The organism is Endozoicomonas sp. 2B-B, from assembly GCF_053470045.1.
Map to the genome: position 1 here is coordinate 479,003 of NZ_JBLZMU010000001.1, position 22,299 is coordinate 501,301.

General features: G+C 48.4%; 22 protein-coding genes and 1 pseudogene. 6 read left to right on the forward strand and 17 right to left on the reverse strand.

What is annotated here, in order from left to right; translation table 11 throughout:
* Positions 1-7 precede the first annotated feature (7 nt).
* Positions 8-2,113, forward strand: a complete 2,106-nt coding sequence (locus tag ACOMHB_RS01900; protein ID WP_448215264.1) for a peptidase domain-containing ABC transporter — start codon at positions 8-10, stop codon at positions 2,111-2,113.
* Here the strand turns inward: ACOMHB_RS01900 and ACOMHB_RS01905 are convergent.
* From ACOMHB_RS01905 to ACOMHB_RS01915, 3 genes are read right to left on the reverse strand one after another with little or no spacing between them, the layout of a single operon-like run.
* The gene (locus ACOMHB_RS01905; protein ID WP_448215265.1) at positions 2,077-3,087 is read right to left on the reverse strand and encodes a M23 family metallopeptidase; all 1,011 of its coding nucleotides are present in this window, start codon (positions 3,085-3,087) and stop codon (positions 2,077-2,079) included. The two genes, ACOMHB_RS01900 and ACOMHB_RS01905, sit on opposite strands and share 37 nt — an antisense overlap.
* Before the next feature lie 3 nt (positions 3,088-3,090).
* The gene (locus ACOMHB_RS01910; RefSeq protein WP_448215266.1) at positions 3,091-4,542 is read right to left on the reverse strand and encodes a hypothetical protein; all 1,452 of its coding nucleotides are present in this window, start codon (positions 4,540-4,542) and stop codon (positions 3,091-3,093) included.
* A 60-nt stretch (positions 4,543-4,602) separates the two neighbouring features.
* A complete protein-coding gene (locus tag ACOMHB_RS01915; protein WP_448215267.1) occupies positions 4,603-5,874 on the reverse strand; it encodes a TolC family protein in 1,272 nt (423 codons plus the stop codon).
* Between the two features lie 217 nt (positions 5,875-6,091).
* Between ACOMHB_RS01915 and ACOMHB_RS01920 the strand changes: the two genes are divergently transcribed.
* Both ACOMHB_RS01920 and ACOMHB_RS01925 read left to right on the forward strand, forming a co-directional pair.
* Positions 6,092-6,697 (forward strand): hypothetical protein, encoded by a 606-nt coding sequence (locus ACOMHB_RS01920; RefSeq protein ID WP_448215268.1) that lies wholly within the window; start codon positions 6,092-6,094, stop codon positions 6,695-6,697.
* Positions 6,697-7,977, forward strand: a complete 1,281-nt coding sequence (locus ACOMHB_RS01925; RefSeq protein ID WP_422136313.1) for an HlyD family type I secretion periplasmic adaptor subunit — start codon at positions 6,697-6,699, stop codon at positions 7,975-7,977. Before ACOMHB_RS01920 ends, ACOMHB_RS01925 begins: the two co-directional genes overlap by 1 nt.
* Positions 7,978-8,498: 521 nt before the next feature.
* Here ACOMHB_RS01925 and ACOMHB_RS01930 read toward each other — a convergent pair.
* The 14 genes and pseudogenes from ACOMHB_RS01930 to ACOMHB_RS02000 all read right to left on the reverse strand — a co-directional run bounded on the left by ACOMHB_RS01930 (position 8,499) and on the right by ACOMHB_RS02000 (position 18,016).
* Entirely contained in the window at positions 8,499-9,377 is an 879-nt protein-coding gene (locus ACOMHB_RS01930) for an Abi family protein (protein WP_448215269.1), read from the reverse strand.
* A 197-nt stretch (positions 9,378-9,574) separates the two neighbouring features.
* On the reverse strand, positions 9,575-9,754 hold the full coding sequence (locus ACOMHB_RS01935; RefSeq protein WP_448215270.1) for a hypothetical protein: 180 nt from the start codon (positions 9,752-9,754) through the stop codon (positions 9,575-9,577).
* 2 nt (positions 9,755-9,756) lie between these two features.
* Positions 9,757-10,434, reverse strand: a complete 678-nt coding sequence (locus ACOMHB_RS01940) for a restriction endonuclease subunit S (protein WP_448215271.1) — start codon at positions 10,432-10,434, stop codon at positions 9,757-9,759.
* A 4-nt stretch (positions 10,435-10,438) separates the two neighbouring features.
* Positions 10,439-12,652 (reverse strand): annotated as a pseudogene (hsdR, locus tag ACOMHB_RS01945) (EcoAI/FtnUII family type I restriction enzme subunit R); the annotation flags it as partial.
* A gap of 838 nt (positions 12,653-13,490) precedes the next feature.
* Entirely contained in the window at positions 13,491-13,721 is a 231-nt protein-coding gene (locus tag ACOMHB_RS01955; RefSeq protein WP_448215272.1) for a hypothetical protein, read from the reverse strand.
* A 76-nt stretch (positions 13,722-13,797) separates the two neighbouring features.
* Positions 13,798-14,109 carry a hypothetical protein gene (locus ACOMHB_RS01960; RefSeq protein WP_448215273.1) on the reverse strand — a complete coding sequence of 104 codons (312 nt, stop codon included), beginning with the start codon at positions 14,107-14,109 and terminating at the stop codon, positions 13,798-13,800.
* Positions 14,110-14,146: 37 nt separating this feature from the next.
* A complete protein-coding gene (locus ACOMHB_RS01965; RefSeq protein WP_448215274.1) occupies positions 14,147-14,287 on the reverse strand; it encodes a hypothetical protein in 141 nt (46 codons plus the stop codon).
* 12 nt (positions 14,288-14,299) lie between these two features.
* Positions 14,300-14,452, reverse strand: a complete 153-nt coding sequence (locus tag ACOMHB_RS01970) for a hypothetical protein (protein WP_448215275.1) — start codon at positions 14,450-14,452, stop codon at positions 14,300-14,302.
* A 15-nt stretch (positions 14,453-14,467) separates the two neighbouring features.
* A complete protein-coding gene (locus tag ACOMHB_RS01975) occupies positions 14,468-14,908 on the reverse strand; it encodes a DUF7673 family protein (protein ID WP_448215276.1) in 441 nt (146 codons plus the stop codon).
* Positions 14,905-15,186 (reverse strand): hypothetical protein, encoded by a 282-nt coding sequence (locus ACOMHB_RS01980; RefSeq protein ID WP_448215277.1) that lies wholly within the window; start codon positions 15,184-15,186, stop codon positions 14,905-14,907. Before ACOMHB_RS01980 ends, ACOMHB_RS01975 begins: the two co-directional genes overlap by 4 nt.
* An 11-nt stretch (positions 15,187-15,197) precedes the next feature.
* Complete coding sequence (locus ACOMHB_RS01985) at positions 15,198-15,518, reverse strand: hypothetical protein (RefSeq protein WP_448215278.1); 321 nt, start codon at positions 15,516-15,518, stop codon at positions 15,198-15,200.
* A gap of 5 nt (positions 15,519-15,523) precedes the next feature.
* A complete protein-coding gene (locus ACOMHB_RS01990) occupies positions 15,524-15,763 on the reverse strand; it encodes a hypothetical protein (RefSeq protein ID WP_448215279.1) in 240 nt (79 codons plus the stop codon).
* Complete coding sequence (locus ACOMHB_RS01995; protein WP_448215280.1) at positions 15,756-17,132, reverse strand: tyrosine-type recombinase/integrase; 1,377 nt, start codon at positions 17,130-17,132, stop codon at positions 15,756-15,758. Before ACOMHB_RS01995 ends, ACOMHB_RS01990 begins: the two co-directional genes overlap by 8 nt.
* Positions 17,133-17,515: 383 nt before the next feature.
* Positions 17,516-18,016, reverse strand: a complete 501-nt coding sequence (locus ACOMHB_RS02000) for a helix-turn-helix domain-containing protein (protein WP_448215281.1) — start codon at positions 18,014-18,016, stop codon at positions 17,516-17,518.
* Positions 18,017-18,018: 2 nt separating this feature from the next.
* On the opposite strand from ACOMHB_RS02000, the gene ACOMHB_RS02005 reads away from it, so the two are divergent.
* Genes ACOMHB_RS02005 through ACOMHB_RS02015 form a run of 3 tightly spaced genes read left to right on the forward strand, consistent with a single transcriptional unit; the run spans position 18,019 to position 22,299 of the window.
* A complete protein-coding gene (locus tag ACOMHB_RS02005; protein WP_448215282.1) occupies positions 18,019-18,249 on the forward strand; it encodes a hypothetical protein in 231 nt (76 codons plus the stop codon).
* The gene (locus ACOMHB_RS02010; RefSeq protein ID WP_448215283.1) at positions 18,246-21,422 is read left to right on the forward strand and encodes a DUF927 domain-containing protein; all 3,177 of its coding nucleotides are present in this window, start codon (positions 18,246-18,248) and stop codon (positions 21,420-21,422) included. The genes ACOMHB_RS02005 and ACOMHB_RS02010 overlap by 4 nt, the downstream gene beginning before the upstream one ends.
* Positions 21,415-22,299 carry a hypothetical protein gene (locus tag ACOMHB_RS02015; protein ID WP_448215284.1) on the forward strand — a complete coding sequence of 295 codons (885 nt, stop codon included), beginning with the start codon at positions 21,415-21,417 and terminating at the stop codon, positions 22,297-22,299. The genes ACOMHB_RS02010 and ACOMHB_RS02015 overlap by 8 nt, the downstream gene beginning before the upstream one ends.

The window sequence follows — 22,299 nt, forward strand, 5'->3', positions numbered from 1 at the left end:
GCCTCGTATGCTTAAATTTCACCTCAAAGATTGTTTCCTCAGCGTTTGCCATTATATGGGTGCCGATGTTGTCAGTGAGGATTTAGAGGCGCTCACACGGGAAGGTCAGGAGTTTGATCATTGGCGTCTTAAACAGGCCGCCGCCTACTGTGGCCTGGACATGAGGAAAAAACACAGCGAACTCATTGATATTACAGAAGATGACTTACCCTGCATTATTCAGTTAAAGAAAAAAAAATTCATGACTATCACCGAAATTCGCAACGGTGAGTATTTTGTGGCGTCACGAAAGTACCCTCTGGGGTTATGGCTGTCTTTGTCGCGATTGTCATCGGTTTATACCGGCACGATTTTCTGTTTCAGTGAACACAAGGAAAAAGCCACTGCCAGCAAGCTATTGATGCCTTCCTGGTTTCGCACACAGATGAACGAACTCCGACCTCACTACGCCCAGGTATTGCTGGCGACCGTGATGGTCAATCTGCTGACTCTGGCGCTACCGTTATTCACCAACATGGTGTTCGATAAACTCATCCCAACCTTTGCTACAGATACGCTCCTGGTTCTGGGGATGGGTATGCTGGTAGTGGTTATCTTTGATTTTGTCTTGCGCTGGCTTCGCACTTATTTTGTCGATGACGCCTGCCGGATTATTGAAAAACGCAGCGAACAGTTCATCATGGGGCGTCTTCTTCAGTTGAAACAAAGTGAACTGCCGGACTCTGCGGGTCGCATTACCCATGCCGTGGAAAATTTTGCCCGGGTTAAGGAATTTCTGTCCGGAACGATAATGTTATCACTACTGGATGCGCCATTTTTTATTCTGTTTACACTGGTAATAGGATTGATCAGTGGCGTCATGGCACTCATTCCTCTTGGCATTGCGGCCTGTCTGATACCGATTGCGATATACAGTTATCGAAGTACACGACATCGTGCCAGTCAGCTGACCCGGGCCAATAATGCCAAAAGTGCTTTTCTCTATGAAGTCAGCTCAGAGCTGGAAGCGATTAAAACACTCGGTGCAACACGCAAGACTCAGGCGCGCTGGCGAAGTCTGGTAACCCTTTCTGCCTGGGCATCGCAGGCCAGTAAACAGTCTAATGTTTTGCTAAACACGCTGGTGGCAAGTGCCAGCCAGAGTGTGGTCATCGGTATGCTTATTGTGGGTGTATTCCAGATACACAGTGGTAACCTTTCTTCTGGCTCCCTGTTTGCCTGCATTATTCTTGGAAGCAGGGCTGTTGCGCCATTGATGAGTCTGGCCATGGCAGTGAATCGCCTGAGCTTCTCCATCAAGGCGCTAAAAGAGATTAACGAACTGTTAGGTCTGGCAGGAGAGGATGACCTCAACGATAAACTCAATGTTCCAACCCTGAAAGGACGGATTGAATTCGATAAAGTGTCCTATCGATATAAAGCCACAGAACCAGAGATTTTGAAAAATATCAGTCTGAAGATCGAGCCGGGGGAACGAGTCGCGATACTGGGGGCTTCCGGCTCAGGGAAGAGTACGCTCATCCGCATGATTCAGGGACTGGTGGAGCCGACTGAAGGCAATGTTATGATTGACGGTCGCAATCTGCAGCATCTTAACCTGGATCATTACCGCAGCCATTATGCTGTGGCACCGCAGAAGCCTAGTGTGTTCGCCGGAACACTGAAAAGTAACCTGATGCTCGGACAGCGTGCAGCATCTACTAAAAAGCTGGACGAAGCCTGTCATGGGGCTTGCCTGGATGGATTTGTTCAGAAGTGCTCCCGGGGCTACGCCCATGAAATCATGGAACGGGGCGAGAATCTCTCCGGTGGTCAACGACAGGCGCTTTGCCTGGCTCGTGCGCTAGTGCGTCAGAGTCGTTTACTGATCCTTGATGAACCAACCAGTGCCTATGACAATTATAACGAAACACTATTCTGTCAGCGTCTTCCGGGCATCCTGAAGGACGACCAGACACTGATTCTTATCACGCACCGGCAAAACCTGCTGCAATTGGTGGACCGGATTATTGTGATATCCGAAGGTCGTATTATCGGTGACGACAGTCGCAGTCGAGTGCTGAAAGAGCTGAATTATCAGCGGTCAGCAACATCATCAACACCGACTGCATAATCAAAAGCCCTTTTAATGGGAGGGAGCGAGGTGCGTTTCAGTCTGACTTTTCCCTGCCAGCGACCCGCTTGACCTGGTTGAATAGCCGGATTATTAATGCCGATGTAATAAAATTGCTGTGCCTTGTCTGATTTCAGCTTCGGGAAGGTATGCTGCCTGGTCAGTTCGCCATTAGGTGCAACGAAACTCAATGTTACCTGATCACCCATTGACAGCCCGATGAATCGAACCCAAAAAAACAGGCGCGGGTTTTTGTCACCCGAACCGTTATTAAAATTTCCGGTTTCAATCGCCTGGTAGCTGTCCGGGGGGGTATCACTGAAACCATGATCCAACAGCCAACCCGGGAAGTAGGCTATCTTGTTGCCTGCGATCCCGAGCCACTGACTGTTGAGGGTATCCCCACATTTGCCTCTGTCCGGTTTTCCTACGAACGGGTCGATCGTCTTATTGTGAAGTGTCACCTGAAAATGAACATGGGGAAATTCGGTTAATCCGGACAGGCCGATTTCACCCAGTGGCTGTCCCTGGATAACCCGGTCACCTTTTTTGATGGTCAGACTGTCTTTTTTCAGGTGGCCATAAATTGTGCGCCAGCCGTCCCGATGCTGGATAACAACGGCATTACCCAGACCGATCTGTTTTATTTCCTCACGTCTTGCCGGGTCCAGATAAGTATCTGTAATGCCATCTCGTGTCGCGACAACCTTGCCATTGGCTGCTGCCAGCACAGGAACGCCCTTATCCATTTGAGGCAGGTTGACCAGCCTGATGTCGGTACCAGAGTGGCCGTCATAGGTTTGCTGACGGCAATGATAGTCGCTGAAGCCAGCAGTGGGGTCATGATCAACATAGTTCTGGATAAAGCAATCAACACCATATCGACAAGCCACCGGGAAAATAAAATCCGGACTCTCGTCAGCCGAAGCGGCCAGACTCCAGACCAGAGCAATGATATGCCGATGAGCTCTCATTGCTCATTTGCCTTTAATTCTGGCTCTTACATCCTTAATTGCTCTGGACATGGAGATGAACATCTTTTCCATTCGTGATTGTCTGATTTGGCTGTCCTGATTATCTTCCTGAACCTTATCGGAAAGTGCCTGTAACTGCTGAGAGACGCCTTTAAGTTCGGTAGCAGAGGCGTCTGTTTTCTGCGAGATGAACGCTTTTAGCTCGGAGACCTGCTCAGTGGTTTTCACATGACTGCGCCCCAGCGCTCTCTGCTCATCCAGCAGGGCGTTGACAATCTGAACCAGCCGATGCTTGCTCTCCTGGACGGCCCCCAGTGCTTCTGTGCTGGCATCGGTCTGAGTCGTGAACAACTGTCGTAGTTTTTCTGATTCCTGTAGTTGCAATTGCGTCTGGGCTAACTGATTCGATTGAAGCTCGGCAGAAGTTTCAATATGTTGTTCTGCTCGCAGTAAGGATTCAGACAGCTGAGAGGTCTCAGTCTTCAGCTCAAGGTGGTTATTTTTGAGTAAAGCGATCAGGCTTTGCCACTGTCTGTCATTTGCAGACTGAATGCTGATTTTCTTCAGAGTATTGGCGATGGTGCCGAGTTGGGTGGTAATCTGCTCAAGTTGCCCGTTGCCCGGGGCTGGAGTGGCGGTTGTCGCAGCCGCTCCAGTACTAGAATTTCTCTCAACTGTGTGCTCGGCCAGCCAGTTTTCCATGGCAGAAGTGAAGTAATGGCCAGCCTTGTCGAGACTGAGCAGAAAAATACCCAGTACCAACGAAGTGCTCAGTCCCATAAGGGAAGAACCGAAGGCGGTGCTCATTCCGCCAAGAGGTCCTTCCAGACCCCTGATCAGCTTGATCAGGGTTTCCATAATATCTCCGCCATCTAGCCCACCCGCCAGATCAGACAGGATGCCCCCGATGGAGCCAATGGTGATGGTCAGACCGAGGAAAGTTCCAAGTAGCCCGATAAAAACCAGAAGATCGGTGAAGTAGCGAATGAAGGCGGACTTTTCACTCATACTGTCTTGCAGGGAGTCTATCAGGGCCCGTGTTGCAGGGGCCGAGAGTCGGATAACACCCAGAGATGCCACGTTGTTTTTGAGCAGGGTGACGGTTGGCCCCATCAGGTGCATCTTCAAGGGTACGGGTTCATTCTGCTCTTGCTTGTTGTTATCTCTTTGGTCGTTCTTATTGTCCAGATCGTCTTTGCTTTGAAACAGGATCTCATCCAGTTTGGCAACCACCAGAACATCATCTTTGAGTTGAAACACATAAAGGAAACAGAGCACCGAACCGATTATGAACACCGATAAAATCGTACCGTTCAGGGGCAGGTTCGACATAAGTGCCGTGATAAAAAAATCCCTGGAAAAATACACCAGAATCAGACTGGCTACGACGACAAACTGCATTCGCCTTATGAAGCTCACTATTCTTTTCGGGTCGGCAATATGCAGCTCAGACATGTCCTTATTATCCTGTTTTGTCCGTGTTGCCCGTTGTTTTCTCGCTTTTCTTCTGAAGCATCATTCCGATTCGTCTGCCAGACTTCGTACAGTATTGATGACATCGTTCAGGTAATAACGGATTCTCAGCGTGCTTTTGTAATACTCAAACCGGAACACGGCACTCTGGACTCTGCTGTTGTGGTAATCCCCCTGGGCTGTGGTGATGTCCAGCAGGGTCTTTTCACCCAATTCAAATTCTTTGTAATAGAGATCGACAATTTCACGGTTGGTTTCCAGTGCTTCTTTATTGACGGCCTTCTCATCTTTTAACTTCAACATCGCGCTGTAAGCTTCCTCTGCCTCTTTTTCCAGTGCCAGTGTAGCCTCTCGTAACTGATGATTAGCCCGCATCACTTTGGCATTGTTTTCATCAACATTGCTTCGGGCCTTGAAGCCGTCCCAGATGTCATAACTCATTGTGATACCGGCAGCCTGTGTGGTTGACCATTTCCCGTTGGTATCCAGAGAATTTTCCCTGTTGGTTTCAATTTTCAGGTTAAATTTGGGATAAAGATCGGAACGGGCTTTGTCTCGATTTTCTTTGGCGAACTCAATGTTTTTTTTGAGAGACTGGATCTGATAACTCCGGGTTGTTGCAAATTCGACCAGTTCCTTCGGGGTTTGCTTGATAACCAGTCCATCCAGTGAAGGAATTGTCAGGTTTTCTGGCTCAATGTTCGTCAGGCTTTTAAAGGTTTTACGGGCAAACGTCAGGTCCGTCTGATACTGGATCAACTCAAGCTGGGCATTCTGGCTCAGACTGGTCAGACGCTGAACATCAGATTTGCTGGACGCGCCTGTCTGATTTCGAGTTTCAAGGATGCCGAGAAAACGGTCGTAAAAGGCAATATTCTCTTTGATATAGCCGATCACCTCCTCGAGTTTCAGTATCTCCAGAAAGGTGTTTGAGGTGAGCAGGACGAGCTGCTCACGCCCGTTATCAAGATCCTGTTGGTAGGAATTCAGCTTGTATTTTCTGGCGCTGATCTGGTTGGAAATCCGGCCAAAGTCGTATACAACCTGATTAAGTGTTACGGATGATTTGCGTTTTTGCTGCCAGTTACTGTCTGAATTGTTGCTCTTGCCACTTTCTAACTGAAGGGTAATCTTCGGGTGGTAGTCGGCATAACTCTTGTCCAGTTGCGCCTTTCCAACCTCAACCGTAGACTCCAGAGACTTCAGGGTCGGGTTAATCGCCAGTGCTTTGTTAACCGCTTCAGGTAACGATAAAGCACTCACCGGGGAGAGAAACAGTAATGAACTCACCCCAAGCAGACTTTTTAGTGTCATAAAATTTGATCCTGCCTGTCCTGTTTTTTTTGCTGCTTACCCGCGTTTTCAAAATGACTCTACACGTCTCAGAGTCTTATTCGGCTCACAAGACGAAAACTGCAAAGGATGGTTCCTTTTAGCATTCAGCTCTGGGTTGACGGTTATTAAGAAACAGATCAGACAGGCGATAGATAATCAGACAATATCCTTCCCGCACACCTGCTACTGGAGCACCATGGCTAAAAAAGTTGAAAGCAACCCATGGCCCGGATTTGTGGATGCTCTGTCGACCACTCTGCTGGTCTTTGTTTTCCTGGTTGTTGTGTTGGTTATGGTCGTTTCTGCGCTGAGTGTTCAGGTGGGGTTTGATATTGCGCAATCATCAATTGAAGCTGAACACGCGGCAGCCGGTTCAACCGAAGGGCAGGAAGCGGGTCAGCAGGCTTCGGTGGAAGCGGATATTGAGAAAGAAATCGTTTCTGAAGCCCTGAGTGTTAATTTGGAGAGCCAGGTATCCACAGAGATAAAAAATAAACTCATTCGTATAAAGTACGAGGATTTCAATTCACGGCTTTCTGAAGCCGCAAACAAAGAGCTGCAAGACTGGGTTCAGGCAAACATGGATGATTTTCAGGGTAAAACGATCCATGTTATCAGTTTGCTCAATAGCAGAAGTCTGGCAAAAACGGTTTCTTACGAAATTGCCTTCAATCGAATCTCTCAAGTTCGAAAAATTCTTCTTGATGCAGGTATGTCCGCTGAATTTATCAAGATCAGACTTGACGAATCCGGTACAGAGCAAAGAAACCAGGTGGTTATCAGGGTGTTGGAGAGCGAATAATGATGAAGCCGCTGTTAACCCGAATGCGGTTTCGTTCGATTTCCCGCTATTCCGTTATTTTCACCATCACTTTTATTGTCCTGTGTTTTCTGGTTTGGTCAGCTATTGTCGAAATAGACGTGGTTGTCAAAAGTCATGGTCGGGTGACTACTTTCAGCAATAACCGTGTAGTTGAGCATCTCGAAGGCGGTATTCTCACCGAATTGCACGTGACAGAAGGGCAACGGATTCATAAAGACATGGTGTTGTTTTCGGTGATGAATCCTTCTCTGACCGAAAATATCAGCATTTTGAACCAGAGACTCATAGGGCTGACCGCAAAAGCGCAACGATTGTATGCGGAAATGACGGGTAAAGAACTGATCACTGCCAGTAAAAAAACGGCTCGAAATAACGAGCACTACCTTAACGAACACGAGTTGTATAAAAAACGTGCCAGAAAGCTCAGCGAACAAATCTCCATTGTTCGGCAACAGATTAGCAAAGAGGAAGCCCAGCTATCTGAGCTTGACCAGGTCATCAAGGATATGAAAAACGAGCGGGCAGTCGCTCAGAAGCAGTTAGATATATTGACGACGCTTCTCAGAGAGGGGGCTGGTTCGATTCATAATCAACTGGAAAAAAAGATGGTGTTGCTGAAAATCGAGACCAGAATCAACCAGTCAACGAAGCAGATTCCGGTCATTAATGCCAACCTGTCTGAGCTGCGCTTAAAGAAAACCAAGCTGATGACGGATTTTCGTGAAGAGGCACAGCACAATTACAACAAGGTCCGATTAGAAATTACCCAGATTCAGGCACAGATTCGTTCTTCCAGTGAACGGGAGATCCGTAAAAAAGTGGCAGCACCGGTTACGGGTACCTTGCATACCCTGCATGTCAATACTATCGGCGAGGTCGTCTCACCGGGTTCGATATTGGCGGAGATAGTCCCGGATGGCGTTCCCCTGATGGTCGAAGCCATGGTGGCCCCACATGACAGAGCCAGAGTCTGGCCCGGTCAGTCGGTAAATGTTCGGGTTTCTGCTTACGATTACACGACTTATGGTTCTCTAAAGGGCAAGGTTCTGGAGGTGAGTGCTGACACCTATTTAGATAGTGTCACGGCCAAGCATTACTATAAAGCGATGATTGAGACGGAAAGCTCAGGGTTTGGTGAAAATAATCAGTTGATTCCCGGCATGACCGTTGAACTAAATATTCTGGCAGGCAAACGCACGCTGCTCGGTTATTTACTGGGGCCCTTGTCTGAATCCATTGAATTTACTGCGACATTGTAATTCAAATTGTGTAAATACTCGTGGCTGTCATCAGGATATCATTAGACCACTTCACTCCTCTACTTCTTATTCTGAGTAAAGTAAAGGCTAGGCTTTGTTTTACACTAAGTCCAATTGAGCAGAAATAAGTTAATTGGACACGATAGATCAGTGACTTAGCGTCGTGCTGTGGTCTGTCCGGAAAGTACACTTAACTTGACACAAGCCGGTTCAACCATCCTTTGTCTATAATATTTGCACGCTCTGTTGCAGGCTATAATGCTACAACGTCCCAACGGAGGTGTGACGGGGCAATTAGCATCAGAAATACCGGCAGAGCTTCACACCTTCAACCCAATAAAACTCTTGCTTTTGGTGGTAATTGGGCTGATGTACAACATCTGGTATTTTTGAATGAGTATTGAAAGAAATTTAACATTTTGAATGATTTTAAGTTGACTTACCCACCTGATGAGCTAGTATTTCGGGTAACACGGCCTCCGCCTCTTCGTTGCTTGCAACCTACGCGGGGGTTCTTGTTTTTACCTTCCTATAAGTGCTTTCCACCCATACTGTAGCCCGATATCGTTTATTGACACCTTCCTGTCGGACTTGATTTCAGGGAATTCATCCAACTGCTGTATAAGTCGGTCGTGCCATTTCGTGGCAGGGCAAATAATACTCATCAGGTGAGCAACAATGTTGATCAGCAGAAAGGGTTTGGATATCAGATCATTCTTTCCAAGGTAATGGTCACACCAGCTAATCTCACCCGGAGCGGGTAATTTCGGCTGATCAATCACATTGCGGTTCCAAAGGCGGCTGTGGTGAGCGCAGAGATTACGAAGGTAGTTCAACGAGCGTAACCAACTGGAAAATACCTTGAAGTCTGTCACCCCATATTTTGAGGAAATTTTCCTTTGATCAGGCACTTTCATCATCGAAAACAGTTGCGACATGGCCCCGAAGTCCCAGACCTCTATAGCAACCCAAATGGGTAGGTCTGCTCCATGAGTGTGACGATAATGCTTAACGAAATCTTCCTTTGATCGTTTCAGCAGATTTTCATATTTTGCCAGCCATTCGGCATGTCTTCCTTTTTTTACAGCAAACGTGGGATGGAACTGGTCAATATTCTTGTAAGCGAAGGTATCTCGCTCACCAAGCAAATAAGCGATATCGACCCTCAAAGCCACTTCAACCCGTTCAAGCGCATCCAGCATTAATTGCCGTAAGTTCTTATCAAAAATATAGAGATTAACGGCATCAGAAAAGTGTGTGTTTGCAACAAACTCGTTTTCTTTAACCACTTGGAAATTTGGCTGAATGCGAAAGACCCGGAAAGGATAGAGGTAGGCACTCAGACGATAATAACCAATGCGTTGGAGATGATTAAGCGCAGCAGCTTTGTCTGAAACCACCAGATTACGGGAGACCAACAAATCCAGTTGTTGCTGGAAAGTTTTCCAGGGACGTTCGTAAACCATTGAACCTCAGTATTTATGCCTGATTTTTTATTTGGCAACCTGCCAGCGTGTTATTCACTAACAGGATACTATAGTGACCTGCTAGATCCTGCACCAACATAAAAATATCAATATCGAGTGACTTTAATCCCTTACATCCCAAACCCGTTTGAGCCCTGAAGAACGATCAGCAAGCAGTCGGGGTTCAGAATGGATATATCTTGAAATACCTGCTCTTCAAGCTGGTTTTCGTTATCCAATGGGGCAGTGGGCAGGTTTTGCCCATTTTCCAGATGCCTTGTTGTATTGCCATACTGAGTTCCTTGCCTCACTGTCAGGCGACTGCTTGTTCGACCATTGCATTGGCCAGTTGTAACTGGGTGGTTTGAGTTTGGTGGATTTGGGATTTTAGGGTGTTGCGAAACCCCATCAACTCATTAACTTTTGAAACGATGCGACTTTTCTCTTTCGCAGGTGGTATTGCAACTAAACACCCTCTGAGTTGTGTTTTGTTGATGGATGCTAGGTTGGTAGTTTGTTTACTGGAACCTGCAAAATAAGCCCTTGCGAACGGAGCATTAAGATACATTTCAATCCAGTCTTCGCTCTGTTCCTTGAGGAAGATTCGGGCTTTGAAGACATGGTTCTGATGAGCGACATAAGGTAGCTCTCCAGACCAAACCGATGTACGACCTACTTTGTCCCAATCACCACCTTCAGTAATGAGCAAGTCTCTGGGGATAACTTCGTATTTTTCCTTTTCCTCGATTGGAATTTCAACTTCCTTTATCACAGTTAGATCAAGCGCACTACGCTGCACATTAGCAACTCGCAAATACGGAACAGAAATCAGGCTTCTTCCAGCTAGCTTGCGACCCTTGGTGATACCACTTTGAATATCCACGATATCCTCAAGCTGAGCAAACACCCAACCAGCGGGCAGATTAAAGGGCTTTTCTTCATCGGTAATCACTGGCAACGGTTTCTGCTTCTTAATCTTCTTGTCTTTCACTAACCTTCACATTATTGGCACGCTCCCGTCGAGTGAGGGCTGGCCGGTCAAATGCAATGTGACAGATCAAGTCAAACGGGTCCAATTCTGTTCCCAGTTTCTCGCCGACATTATCTTGTAACTCCTGCCAGAAAACACCCAGTTCTGTCAGTTCATCAATTATGGCTTTTTTCTTGTCGGCAGCGGACCACTTGCGGAGGAAATCATCCATGCTGGCATACTGCTTTACGACACACTGTTTGGTGTAATCGTGCATGGATTCGGTGACCAGTTTGCCGCTGGCATCCAGATGCTGAACTCGATATTTGGTGACTTTAAACGCCTGCCCTTTGACATGGTACTTGATGCGGGGTGGCTCCGGCGGTGGTTCAGGGTCGCCTTCATCGCTCCCTCCGGGTGGTATGGGTTCTGGCTCAGGTTCCGGTGTTATTTCGCTGGGTGGATCAGTGATGATCGGCGGATCTTCCTCTATTCCTCCTCCGCCACCTTCTCCTTCGGGATTTTCAGGTTCATCCTCTGGCGGGATAATGGGCTCACCTGGCTTAGGCTTGAATATCTGTACCGGCTCGCCATCGAAGTCTTTGTCGGCAAAACGTTCAGTGGCTTTTTTAAAGTCCATGATAGTGAACCAGTGTTTGCCGTGATCTTCATCAATACGGGTGCCACGACCAATGATTTGCTTGAATTCAGTCATGGATTGGATGCTCTGATCGAGAACAATCAGCTTGCATGTTTTGGCATCCACACCGGTCGTCATCAACTTGCTTGTCGTGGTGATGACCGGATAAGTGGATTCGGGGTCAATGAAGTTATCCAGCTCATCCTTGCCTTCTTCGTTATCACCGGTAATCCGCATCACATACTTGCGGTTCTCTTTCACCCGATCCGGGTTCAAATTCACCAGTGCTTCCCGCATGCGTTCAGCATGATCGATGTCGTCACAGAAAACGATGGTCTTCTGAAACTCATCGGTTTTCTGCAAATACTCAGTAACCTTCAGCGCTACCAGTTGGGTTCGCTCGTCAAAGACAATGTTTCTGTCCATATCCCGCTGGTTGAATATGCGGTCTTCAATCAGGTTGCCATACTTATCGATCTGTCCTTTTTGTGGTCGCCAGCCTTCAAGATCAATATCGAAATCAAATCGGATGACTTTGTATGGTGCCAGGAAGCCATCTTCAATCCCTTGTTTTAGAGAATAGGTATAAACAGGTTCACCAAAGTAATGGATATTGGAGACTTCCTTCGTCTCTTTTGGGGTGGCGGTTAAACCAACGTGTGTTGCAGAGGAAAAGTATTCCAGAATTTCTCGCCATGCAGAGTCTTCACGGGCGCTACCACGATGGCATTCGTCTATGACAATCAGGTCAAAGAAATCAGGATCAAACTGTTTATAGATGTTTTTTTCTTCTTCATTGCCTGAAACGGCCTGATAGAGCGACAGATATATCTCAAACGCTTTGTTGACCTGGCGCTTTTCAATTTTGGTCATCGCTGGGCCAAAGGGTTTGAAGTCGTTGGACTTGGTTTGGTCCACAAGAATATTGCGGTCGGCAAGAAACAGAATGCGCTTCTTCTTTTCAGATTTCCAGAGCCGCCAGATGATCTGGAAAGCGGTATAGGTCTTCCCGGTTCCAGTTGCCATGACCAGTAGAACTCGATTCTGGCCTTTGGCAATGGCTTCAATAGTGCGGTTAATAGCGTTTGCCTGGTAGTAGCGCGGAGTGCGCCCGGAACCATCATCGAAATAAGGGTAATTGACGGTTTTTTGAGCTGGCTCGTCTAATTCTTTTGCCTGGCAGTAGCGACTCCATAGCTCACCAGGCGAAGGGAATTCATTAAGGGACAACTCTGTTTGGGTTTGATCTGCATTACCCGTGCGGTCGTAAAATTTGAAGCCATCTCCATTACTGGAGAACACAAAGGGAATATCAAGTGCTTCTGCATAGCTCAGGGCTTGCTGCATTCCGGAGCCCATGCTGTGCTTGTTATCTTAGGCCTCGATGACCGCTATGGGTTGGTTTTTCTGATGATAGAGGATGTAGTCTGCCCGACGTTTTTTACCTCGGGCATGGAGCTTACCGCGAACGATGATGCGGCCTGCGGTAAAGGTTACTTCCTCTCTTACTTGAGTTTGGATATCCCATCCGGCCTTTTCGATGGCTGGGGTGATGTATTTGGTACATATATCACGTTCGGATAGTTCTTTTTTGTTCATCTCTCAGATCCTGTCACGTCAAGACCTCCCAAACTGCAATGAATCGCCACGAAAATAAGCCTGAATATGAGCGAAAAGCTTGAATAGTGGGATCATTGTACAAGTGATAATAAAGAGAATGGGAGTGGCAAAGTTTGATAAAAAATGAACTGTATGTACGTCGACTTCTTGGTGTTTGGTGCTGGCATCTAGTGTTGAGATCGGGCTGGATGCAGGTTCGCTTTCCAGACTGGAGCAACCTGAATAATCTCAAATCAGTTCTGGGGGTTCAGCTGATCATGCTGCTTCAAAAAAATAGCTATCCTCCGGTTGTTTTTAATGAAGTGTATCAGGGTGTGTTTGAGCAGTTAAGGCATTTTAAGACGTATAGAGTGGGTTGGGTATATGTGATAGAAGGCACTGGATAACCTTCCCCTAATCTAGTGTTGACCTATTCCGACGGAAAGAGGGCGCATTAGCAGGCGCAAAAGCTCAGAAAGCAAAAAGCCCGTAGTGTTCACTAACGCTACGGGCTTTGCTATATATGGTGCCGGCACCAAGAGTCGAACTCGGGACCCACTGATTACAAGCTCGATGCGCATATACAGAAAACCTTTAAAAACAATGAGTTATATATAGTTTGAATGCACCTGAATACACTAAGTTTGCTCTGTTATGTCATCTGTGTGTCATTTAAACCGCCTGCTAGACCTAATCTACCATTATTTTCAGGTGCATTCATAGCAACCTTTTTCCACCCAGAAAAGCAAAAGGCCGATCAGTGATCAGCCTTCGAGTAGGTTGCTAATTAGTACGGTTGTTAATGATAATATACCGCGCACGCGGTATATCCCCTGTGTTATACGGCAGTCATATCCCTGAAGTCATACAACCTACTGACCTCTATCAGATCGCCATTTGTCCAGACTTGGGGAGAAATCATCTCCTCTATAAATCCAGAAAATTTCTCGTTCATTGGGTCGTGTTCAAAACCTTCTGGTATTGTTTTGGAGTTGACTCTAATTGCACACTGGACAGTTCTTTGTTGATGTTCGATCCAGTATTTGAATAAGTAGCTTTTTGTTTTCATAAATCGTTCTCTATGTTAGTAGCCGCATAACAATTCGTTCAAAGCGACAGCCTTCGGCTGCGCCTTAACTCAAGGGTTATACGGCTTCTGCATATCCGTACTCTGCCGCTACCCTTTTTTCGTCTGGTGTCAGCTCACGACCTTTTTTGATTTTGTGCTCTATGTAACCGGGGAGAAAATCTTCAACTCCTGAACCGTCGCAGGAAAAGCAATCGCCTTCTTGATAGATCGATCCGTGACCGTTGCACTCTTCGCACTTTTCTTCACCTGTTAGCCAAGAATCACTGCACCCATCACAAACGTCACCCCCTTGCCGATCCATCAGCCTGATACTTTCGTTGAGAGATTCTTCAACACCGCAAACAACACACTTTCCATATACGCTCATAGCTAAACCTGTATTAAATTATGGAGTCGCCGCCGCATCACATCACCACGTTAAAGAAACAAGTCACAGCAACACCGGCTGCATACCAATACGGGTACGGCACTTTGAACCCTGCCAGCAGAAGCAAAGCTGCTGTTGATGTAATTCCAAAAAGTATGGCTTCTATCGCAAGTTCCATTCTGCTAGTTCCTCATTCACCGGCAGCTTCTGCGCTGGAGCTACCATGCTCTAATGCCATACTGGCCAGGGCGTAAGCTGACTTGCCCCGATCTGACGTGTCTAATATGGATGAGCGCTTGGCTTGCGCTTCTTTTATGTATTGTTCCAGTGTGATTGTTTCCATTGTTATCTCCTTTTATTAACCCAACCACTTCTGGCCGTTACAAGTTGAGCAGGTTCGAGTACCTATTAATTCGTCGGTGTTGTCGTCCCAGACTTCCTGCTCTCCTGATGCATAGCAGTCTCGGCAATCGCGCTTGTAACGGTTGTCAATGCGGTAGCGCTTCCAGCGTTCAGCTATGGATTGGAATATCTTGTCGCCGTTTTCGATCATGTACTGTGGTTCTTCCCAAACTGAGCGACGCAGGCTAAGAACATTCATCGCATAGATCATGTTCTGGTTATCCAGTTCGCAAAGGTCGGTTACATCAAGTTGCCAGTCCTGGCCGTTGTAAGCAGAGAGAAGCACTTGGGCGGCACAGCGTGCATAACCACCACCGTGATTCAGAGCCAGATCGGCCAGCGCCTTGACAGAGGTTGCGTACTTTACTTTCGGTGTCATGGCTTTTTGAGCGGTCATGCTTTCTCTCCCTGCTTTTTAAGATGATCTTTCCAGACAATGTTTTTCTTTGAGATCTGGTTTTCATTAGAGGCCGTAACCCCGGAGGGGATTTCCTCAATGCTGCCACCCCTGGCCTGGAACTCCTGAATCTGCGCTTCAATCAACTTGCGAAGGGATGCCTTGTAATTAGGGGAGCGTTCTTCCGGCGATGTATTTCTTTCGTCCAGAAGAATGCAGGCTGCCTTAATGGGGTCTGTTTGTTTCTTACTGCCTCTTGTTTTTGTTACCGCTTCCATAAGGGTCTCCTTCAGGCAATGCCCTGGGTGGGGCGTTTGTCGGGGTTGTTCAGGTAGTAGTAGAGCGTGCGCCTTGGAATACAGAGTTTTTCGCTGATCGTCGTTACCGGGACCTGTTCTTTCGCCAGGGCACGGGCCAGGGCAATATCGTGGTCAGAATGCCGCGACCATTTATGTTCTTCTCCTGTCACATGCTCGGTAATGCCCATAGACAGCGCCTTGTTAAAAACACTGTTCCGGGTTCTGTCCAGAGCACAGGCGGTCTCATCCAGTGAACACTTCTTGTAGTTGGCTTCGAGGTACTGTTCTTCTTCTTTTGTCCAGCGTCGCATGACCGTTACCCCAGTTCGTCCAGATCGAATATGGAACGTTGGCAGCGACTACCTTCAGGCAATTTAAAAGCTGCGATCCGCACCTGTTGCTCAACCATGGGGACGTGGATAACCTCGCCCTGTTCAACCAGTGTTTCCAGATCCCTGGTTCGCTGCCTTCTCTCCGACAGTGGAAAGTGAATCAGGATTTCCGGGCCTGTCATGGGTCTTGAGTCAGACAGCAGGGCAATGATTGGATTAGGCATTGTCGTCACCTTTTGAAGGAAGGTTCTGATTGCTTGCCTGGCCAACTCTGTTCATCCTCTCCAGTCGATCCTGCAAGCGTGTATGGCTGTAGCGATCCACCATGCGGCGATCTTTCCAGCCCTGTTCGTCCATCATGGTTCTGTCATCCACTCCGGCGTTCAGTGCTTCCGTTGCCCAGGTATGACGGAGGTCGTGCCAGCGGAAACGCTCTGGTATGCCTAATATTTCTTTCAACTTGTCCCACTTCTTTCGAAAGTCCCCCCAACGTCGCCCGTTCCCTTTGTGAAAGACGACATCAGAGTGGGGGTGCTTATGCATCTGGCATTCACGCAATAGCAACTCAACCCGGCGGGTCATTGTGGTAATCAGTGCGTCTTTGTTTTTAGTGCGAGTTTCTCTCTGTGAACGGTCGAAAGGGTCAATCTCCTGCTCTTCGGCACTGTGAACCATGAGATAGCCAGGCCGTATCTCTTCTTTGCCTGTGATGGGATCTATGACTTTTTCTGGCCAGAATACCCGGTCCCAGGTCAGGCCAATCAGGTTACTGCGTCGCCAGCCGATCCATGCACCACCTTTGATCAGTCGAACCATTTCACAGCCATAAAGCTCCTCTGCTTTCTCAATCAGGCAGATAAACTGTTCAGAGGTCAGGTAATCAATGCGCGATTTTCCCGGTTCGATGCGATCTATGAAGTCGGCCAGATTCATATCAATCCATCGCAGCTTGCGATAGACGTAGGAAAGGATGGTTGACGCCAGAGTCTGTCGGAGTCGCAGAGTGTCTTTTCTGACCGGCCCCCTGCCTTTTGCCTGATTCAGTCTTTTCAGGAGAGCAGGGTCTGTGACTGGGTATCGTGGCTGTGGTATCTCTTCGCTTGCCGGGTGTGGCTGGTGATACCAGATCAAACCACCTCTCTCTTTGCGAAGCTGATAAAGCTCTTTGTTCAGGTAGGATCGTTTTGTAATCTTCAGCTGATCTTTGAAATAGAGCTCCAGTCCAACCACAATGCCTGTCTCAGAGTCATTAAGAGCCAGGTCTTCCAGTCGCCAGAATTTGTTCCGGAACTCAAAAGGAATGCGAAGCATGGCGGCATTACTTAAATCGTCAAGGTGGCTGGTTTTGCCCGGTGACTCCAGCGTCAGATACTCCATCATAGCTTCACCGAAGAACCGTTCTGGCTTCTCTCCCCTGGAGAGCTTGCGGGCGTTGTTAATCAGCCTTTCGTGGAAGTCTTCTGCTTCTTCGTTTGTGTTAAAAGTTTCCCGAGTCCTCGGGATACCGAGCCGCTGGTCTTTGTAGTCGTATTTAATCCGCCATCCGGCGTCTGTCTTGACCCGCTTCCACGGTTTTGTACGGCGTCTGCCCATGCTGAATTCCTCTTCCTGCGACGGCTATCAAAGTAGTCCGCCAACTGCCTTTCACTGAATTTGATCCACCTTCTGCTATTACCGAAGTCGTAGTACTCAATGTTTCCCCGCTCGACTTCGCCATAGATAAAGGACGTGCTCTGGCCTGTACGGTGTGCCACATCGACCACTGACAGAGTCGGATCATCCTGAGTGTCCAGAATGTTTTGCGCTTCCATCTGCCTTGCTCTTTTTTATTTTCAATGTTGCATCTATTGCACCATTTGAGCTAAGGTTAGCTTAAAGAGATTGTTGCAGTCAATGCACCAAGCGAAAAAATAAAAGCCCCGGAATCGGAGCTTTAGAAAGAAGAGGGAGTTATGAAAGCAACAAAAGAGGAAGGATTAGCTGTTTGCTGCCTGTCTGCGTTCGGCGGAGAGAGACAGAGCCTGAACCATATTGGAGATCTGGGCGCGGTCGGATTCATCCAGCTTTTCGAATCCAGCCAACTCTACAGGAAGAAAGAGGTCCTCGTGACTTTTGAGACCCAATGCCTTGGCAACACGCTCAAGAGTGGCGCGGGTATAACCCTTGTCTTTCTCAAGGCGCATGATCGTTGTGTGGTCCATTGTCTTTTCTTCAGTGACACAGCGCTCTGCCAGTTCTCGCATGGACCAGCCTTTTTCGAGTCTCAGTCTGCGTACATTGTCTCCGGGAATTGCCATGGTTATTGGGCCTGTATCAACTGGTTCATTCACTACACCAGTCTCCCGTATTGGTTGAAATCTGTATACGGCAGCTATTTCACCACTTTCCATCTTTGGCTTTCTGCTTTTCTGTGCATTCAATACACCAGAATAGTCGATAATATTCCCGCTGTGGGCACTGTAAGCGCTTGAGGCCATTTATGATCACTCCTTTTCAGAATCTCCTTAAACAAAAACCGCGCCCTCCGGTGGTCTCTGTGCTCCGTGACCGTCTGAACGTGGACCGCTCTACTCTATACCGATGGTCAAAAGGTGAGTCATATCCCCCTTACACAGTGGCCGCTGAAATTATCAATATCCTGGCAGAGCACGGTGTCGCTATGGATTTCAACGGGATATACAAACCCAGCCTGCCAGAGGACGAACAATGAGTTGGCCAAGGACACCGGACGAACTGAGAGACCTGGCAGGGCATCTGCTTGAGCTTGTTGGAGGCAGGAGAGATATAGCGCCTCGTTTTTTCCACTTCACCCCGAAAGGAGAGGATAAGCCGATCAAAGGCTGGTCTCCCTGGCGTGGGCGAGCGCTTCCGTCTGACTATGAACTCAAAGAAGGCGAATTGGATACCTTTAAGGATGATCGTCGCTTTCTGCTCAAACCTTTGAATACCGATACGGTTTCATTACACCTGCGAAGTAAAGAGCGCCTGGGTGTTTATCCTATTGATAGCAATGAACAGGTGAAATTCCTCGCTGCTGACTTCGATGATCACGACGGAACCCTGAACCCTAAAGCCGTCTGGAACGAGGTTAAAAACTTCTGGGAGATCTGCGAAGGCCAGGAGCTAAGCGCCCATATTGAACGGTCGAAGAGTGGCACGGGCTATCACGTCTGGATCTTCTTTGATGCTCCGATCCCGGCGGCAAAAGCCAGGGCCATGGGTCGTTATCTCATGCAAGAGTCCGGGGCGATCAGTGAAGATGAAGACTTCTCTACCTTTGACCGGTTCTTTCCTTCTCAGAGCTACCTGACCGGCAAAGGGTTTGGAAACCTGATCGGTCTCCCCATGTGCGGTGAACAGAATTACGAACAGGGTCTGAATGCCTGGGTTGATCCTGCCACGGGCGACACGATCCCCGACGGGCCTGCTTATATTCTGGATATTCTGGAGCGTGGTCGTGTAGCTGCAACAGAGGTTGATGTAGCTCTGGACGACTGGGGGATTGCTGACAAACTGGAAAGTCGTTCCGATGTGGTTGAGCACCGGGAGCGCTCCTCCGATGAACAGCTAGGTACTGAGAAAGAGCTGGAAGAAGTCATCAATCGTTGCCAGTTCATGAAGTGGACTATGGCTTCTGAGAATCAGCCAGACGTTACAGAGCCTTTATGGTTTGCCATGCTCTCCAATGGTGCCCGCTTTGATGCCGATGAGAAGCTGCACGAAGGCAGCCAGCAGCATGGCAAGTACAGTTATGCTGAATGCCAGCAGAAGATCGACCATGTTCGCAAGAATTCGCCCGTTGGCTGCACTGTAATTCAGCGTGACTTTGACCAGTGTCCTCCAGGAGGTTGTAAGCGCCCCAATGGCGATACGGTTAAAAGCCCGGCGGGTTTGTCTTCCTGGCTTAACAAGCGCATACCGGTTCCACCTATTGAAGCCTATGAAGATCAGACCATAGCCACCTCTGAAAAACCTTTATCAATTCCCGCTCCTGGAGAAGAAAGCGAAGAGGAAGAGTCATCACCCTGGCAGAAAGACATTCCTCTTTATGAGTGCTCCGGGATGCCCTGGCCTTATGTAGAGGGTGGCTGGGATGTCAGCAACGACGGTCTGAGGTTGCCAGCTCGGCCCATCAAAAACAATAAGGGTGAGATAGTGGGCATGAGTGATGGGGATCTGATCGCCCTGCGCCCTATTTGGGTTCATGCCATTACCAAGGATTCCTTTAACAGCAGGGGCGCGGTGATCAAGTTCTTTGATTACGACTGGCAGTTGGAAACGGCATTTATCCCCCTGAAGATTCTCAGTGAATCCGGCGGCAAGTTCGGGATGCTTATTCGTGAACAGGGCATGCCTATGGTTGCTGGTAAAGAGAAGTGGGTTTGTCGTTATCTGGATGACTCAGCAGTCAACTGCACAAAACGAGCACTGACCGCTAATAAGCTGGGTTGGTTCGATGCACAAAAGAAACCGGTGTTTGTTCTGCCCAAGTCGATCATCGGTGGCAATGAAATTGATTCGGTATTCTTCCAGACCAACCATATGCAGGACACCAGTTGTCTTTCAGTAGGTGGCACGCTTCAGGACTGGCAGAAGCGGGTAGCCGATCCTTGCAAGGGCAATCCATTGCTAATGTTCGCTGCCATGTGTGCTCTGGCCGGACCTCTACTCAAACTCTGCCGGGGCGAATCTGCCGGGTTTCATTTCTATGGAGCCACTTCCGGCGGTAAAACGACATTACTGCAAGTAGCCGCCAGTGTCTGGGGCGATGGCACCGATCCGCAGGAAGGCGCTGACCATACTTCTATCCGTAAATGGCACTCAACCGGTAATGCTCTGGAAGCCACAGCTCAGATGCATAACGACATGACTTTGTGTCTGGATGAAGTGGGTCAAGTCGAGCCGGGAGAGTTAGGCAACATCATTTATATGCTCTCGGGGGGGCAACCCAAAGGACGAAGCCAGATCGAGGGCGGTCTCAAGAAACAGGTCACCTGGCGTCTCTTATTCCTTAGCAACGGTGAAATGACCGTTGGCCAGATCCTGGCACAGGCTGGGCAGGCCGAGAAAGGTGGTCAGCGTCATCGTCTTCCTGATATTCCCTGCGACAACCCTAATGGCGATGGCTCTGGCGTAGTCCTTAAAACTCACGGTCAAGAGATAAAGCCTTTTGTAGATGACATCAAGGAAGCCTGTGGTGAATGTTTTGGTCATGCTGGACCTGTGCTTGTGGCCTGGTTGATAGCTCAGGTTGAGGAGAACGGGTTTCACTCGTACACGGGCTATCTGAGAGAGCAGGCCAGAAAGCTGGAAGACTACTACCGGTCTGACATCACACTGCCTAATGATGGCGGCCGAGTGGTCCGACGTATGGCCATTATTGCCCTGGCCGGTGAGTTGGCCAGACAGGCAGGGATTGTTAGCTGGGAGTCCAGCGAGATTTTTAAATCAGTGATTCATGTTCGTAATCTCTGGTTGAAAGAAATGGGCGAAGAGCTGAGCGAGGAAGACAGAGCCTTGGCATTCTTCCGAGCGCAGTTGCTCCAGAACCTTGCACTGTTCCGGGACATTGAGCATCAGGGCGAAATCAAAGATGCCATTGGTCTGCGCGGCAAAGGTCACATCATGCCTTACACCCACGCCATGAAGCAGCTATCGGGTCCATTTGATCAGAACATGATTCTTAAAGCTTTACTCCGGGATGAACTGCTTTGGGCTGAGACCGGACGACTGGCCAGAAAGTCCCCTCGTATTAAAAATCGTCAGGACAGACCCAGAGTGTATGCCATTAAAAATAAGTTTTTGGGCGAGGATGTCAGTCAGCTGCATGACGATTGGGAAAAAGTAGGAGAAGAAGGGCAGGGAGCGGATTTCCATGACTAAGACACTTCAAAAACAGGCGGTGGTTCTGACTGTCGTGATGAAAACCCTTTCAGTCATCTGTACTGGCTGGCTGTTCTTCAGCATGGCAGGCAACCCCTGGATAGGGGGGCTGACTGCCGCCGGTGGGGTAGTGGTTCAGTGGTTGGCTTTTCTGATCACACCGTTTGGTTTGCTTTGGATATTGGAAAGGCAATGGCTGCGTGGGGTTATGGCCCTGCTTTATGGGTTGGTGGTCTTCACGGTCTCTACCCTGGCAGCGGTGGCCTTCCTGGAACAAGGAGAGCAGAGCTACCGGAAAGACTCAGAACGCTATACATCCATCACTTCTGTCATTGCGCTGAGAGCCGAAGCAGCCCGAAAGGATATTGATAGCGGTTATAGGGATCGCGCCTTGAATACCCTGGACAAGATCGAAGTACAGGATCAGAAACGATCCACCCTGACCAGTGATTCCCCTTTTGCCAAAACAGCAGAACTCTATGGGGTAGACAGTGAGCAGGCCCGTCGTTTTACGTTCCTGATCTTTGCCTTGCTTCTGGATGGCGGCGCGGTTCTGGCTAGCTGCCTGATCGCTCTGGAACGCAGGCAGGAACAGGAACGAGAACACCCGGAACCGAGAACAGAAACGCAGGAGGAACAGGAGCAGGAACAATATTCAGAAACGATAGAGCAGGAACCAGCAGAAACAGAAGCCAGTAAACTGGACGAAGCCAGACAGCTGATAGGAGAACAGATGCAGGGAGACATGATCTCTGTGCGTTTTGTCAAAGACCGCCTGAAGGTTGGGTACCCGAAGGCCAAACACATCATAAAACAACTGGAACAAATGGGACTGATTGCAGCTAGCGGGAAGTCCTTTATTGTCAATGGAGAATAA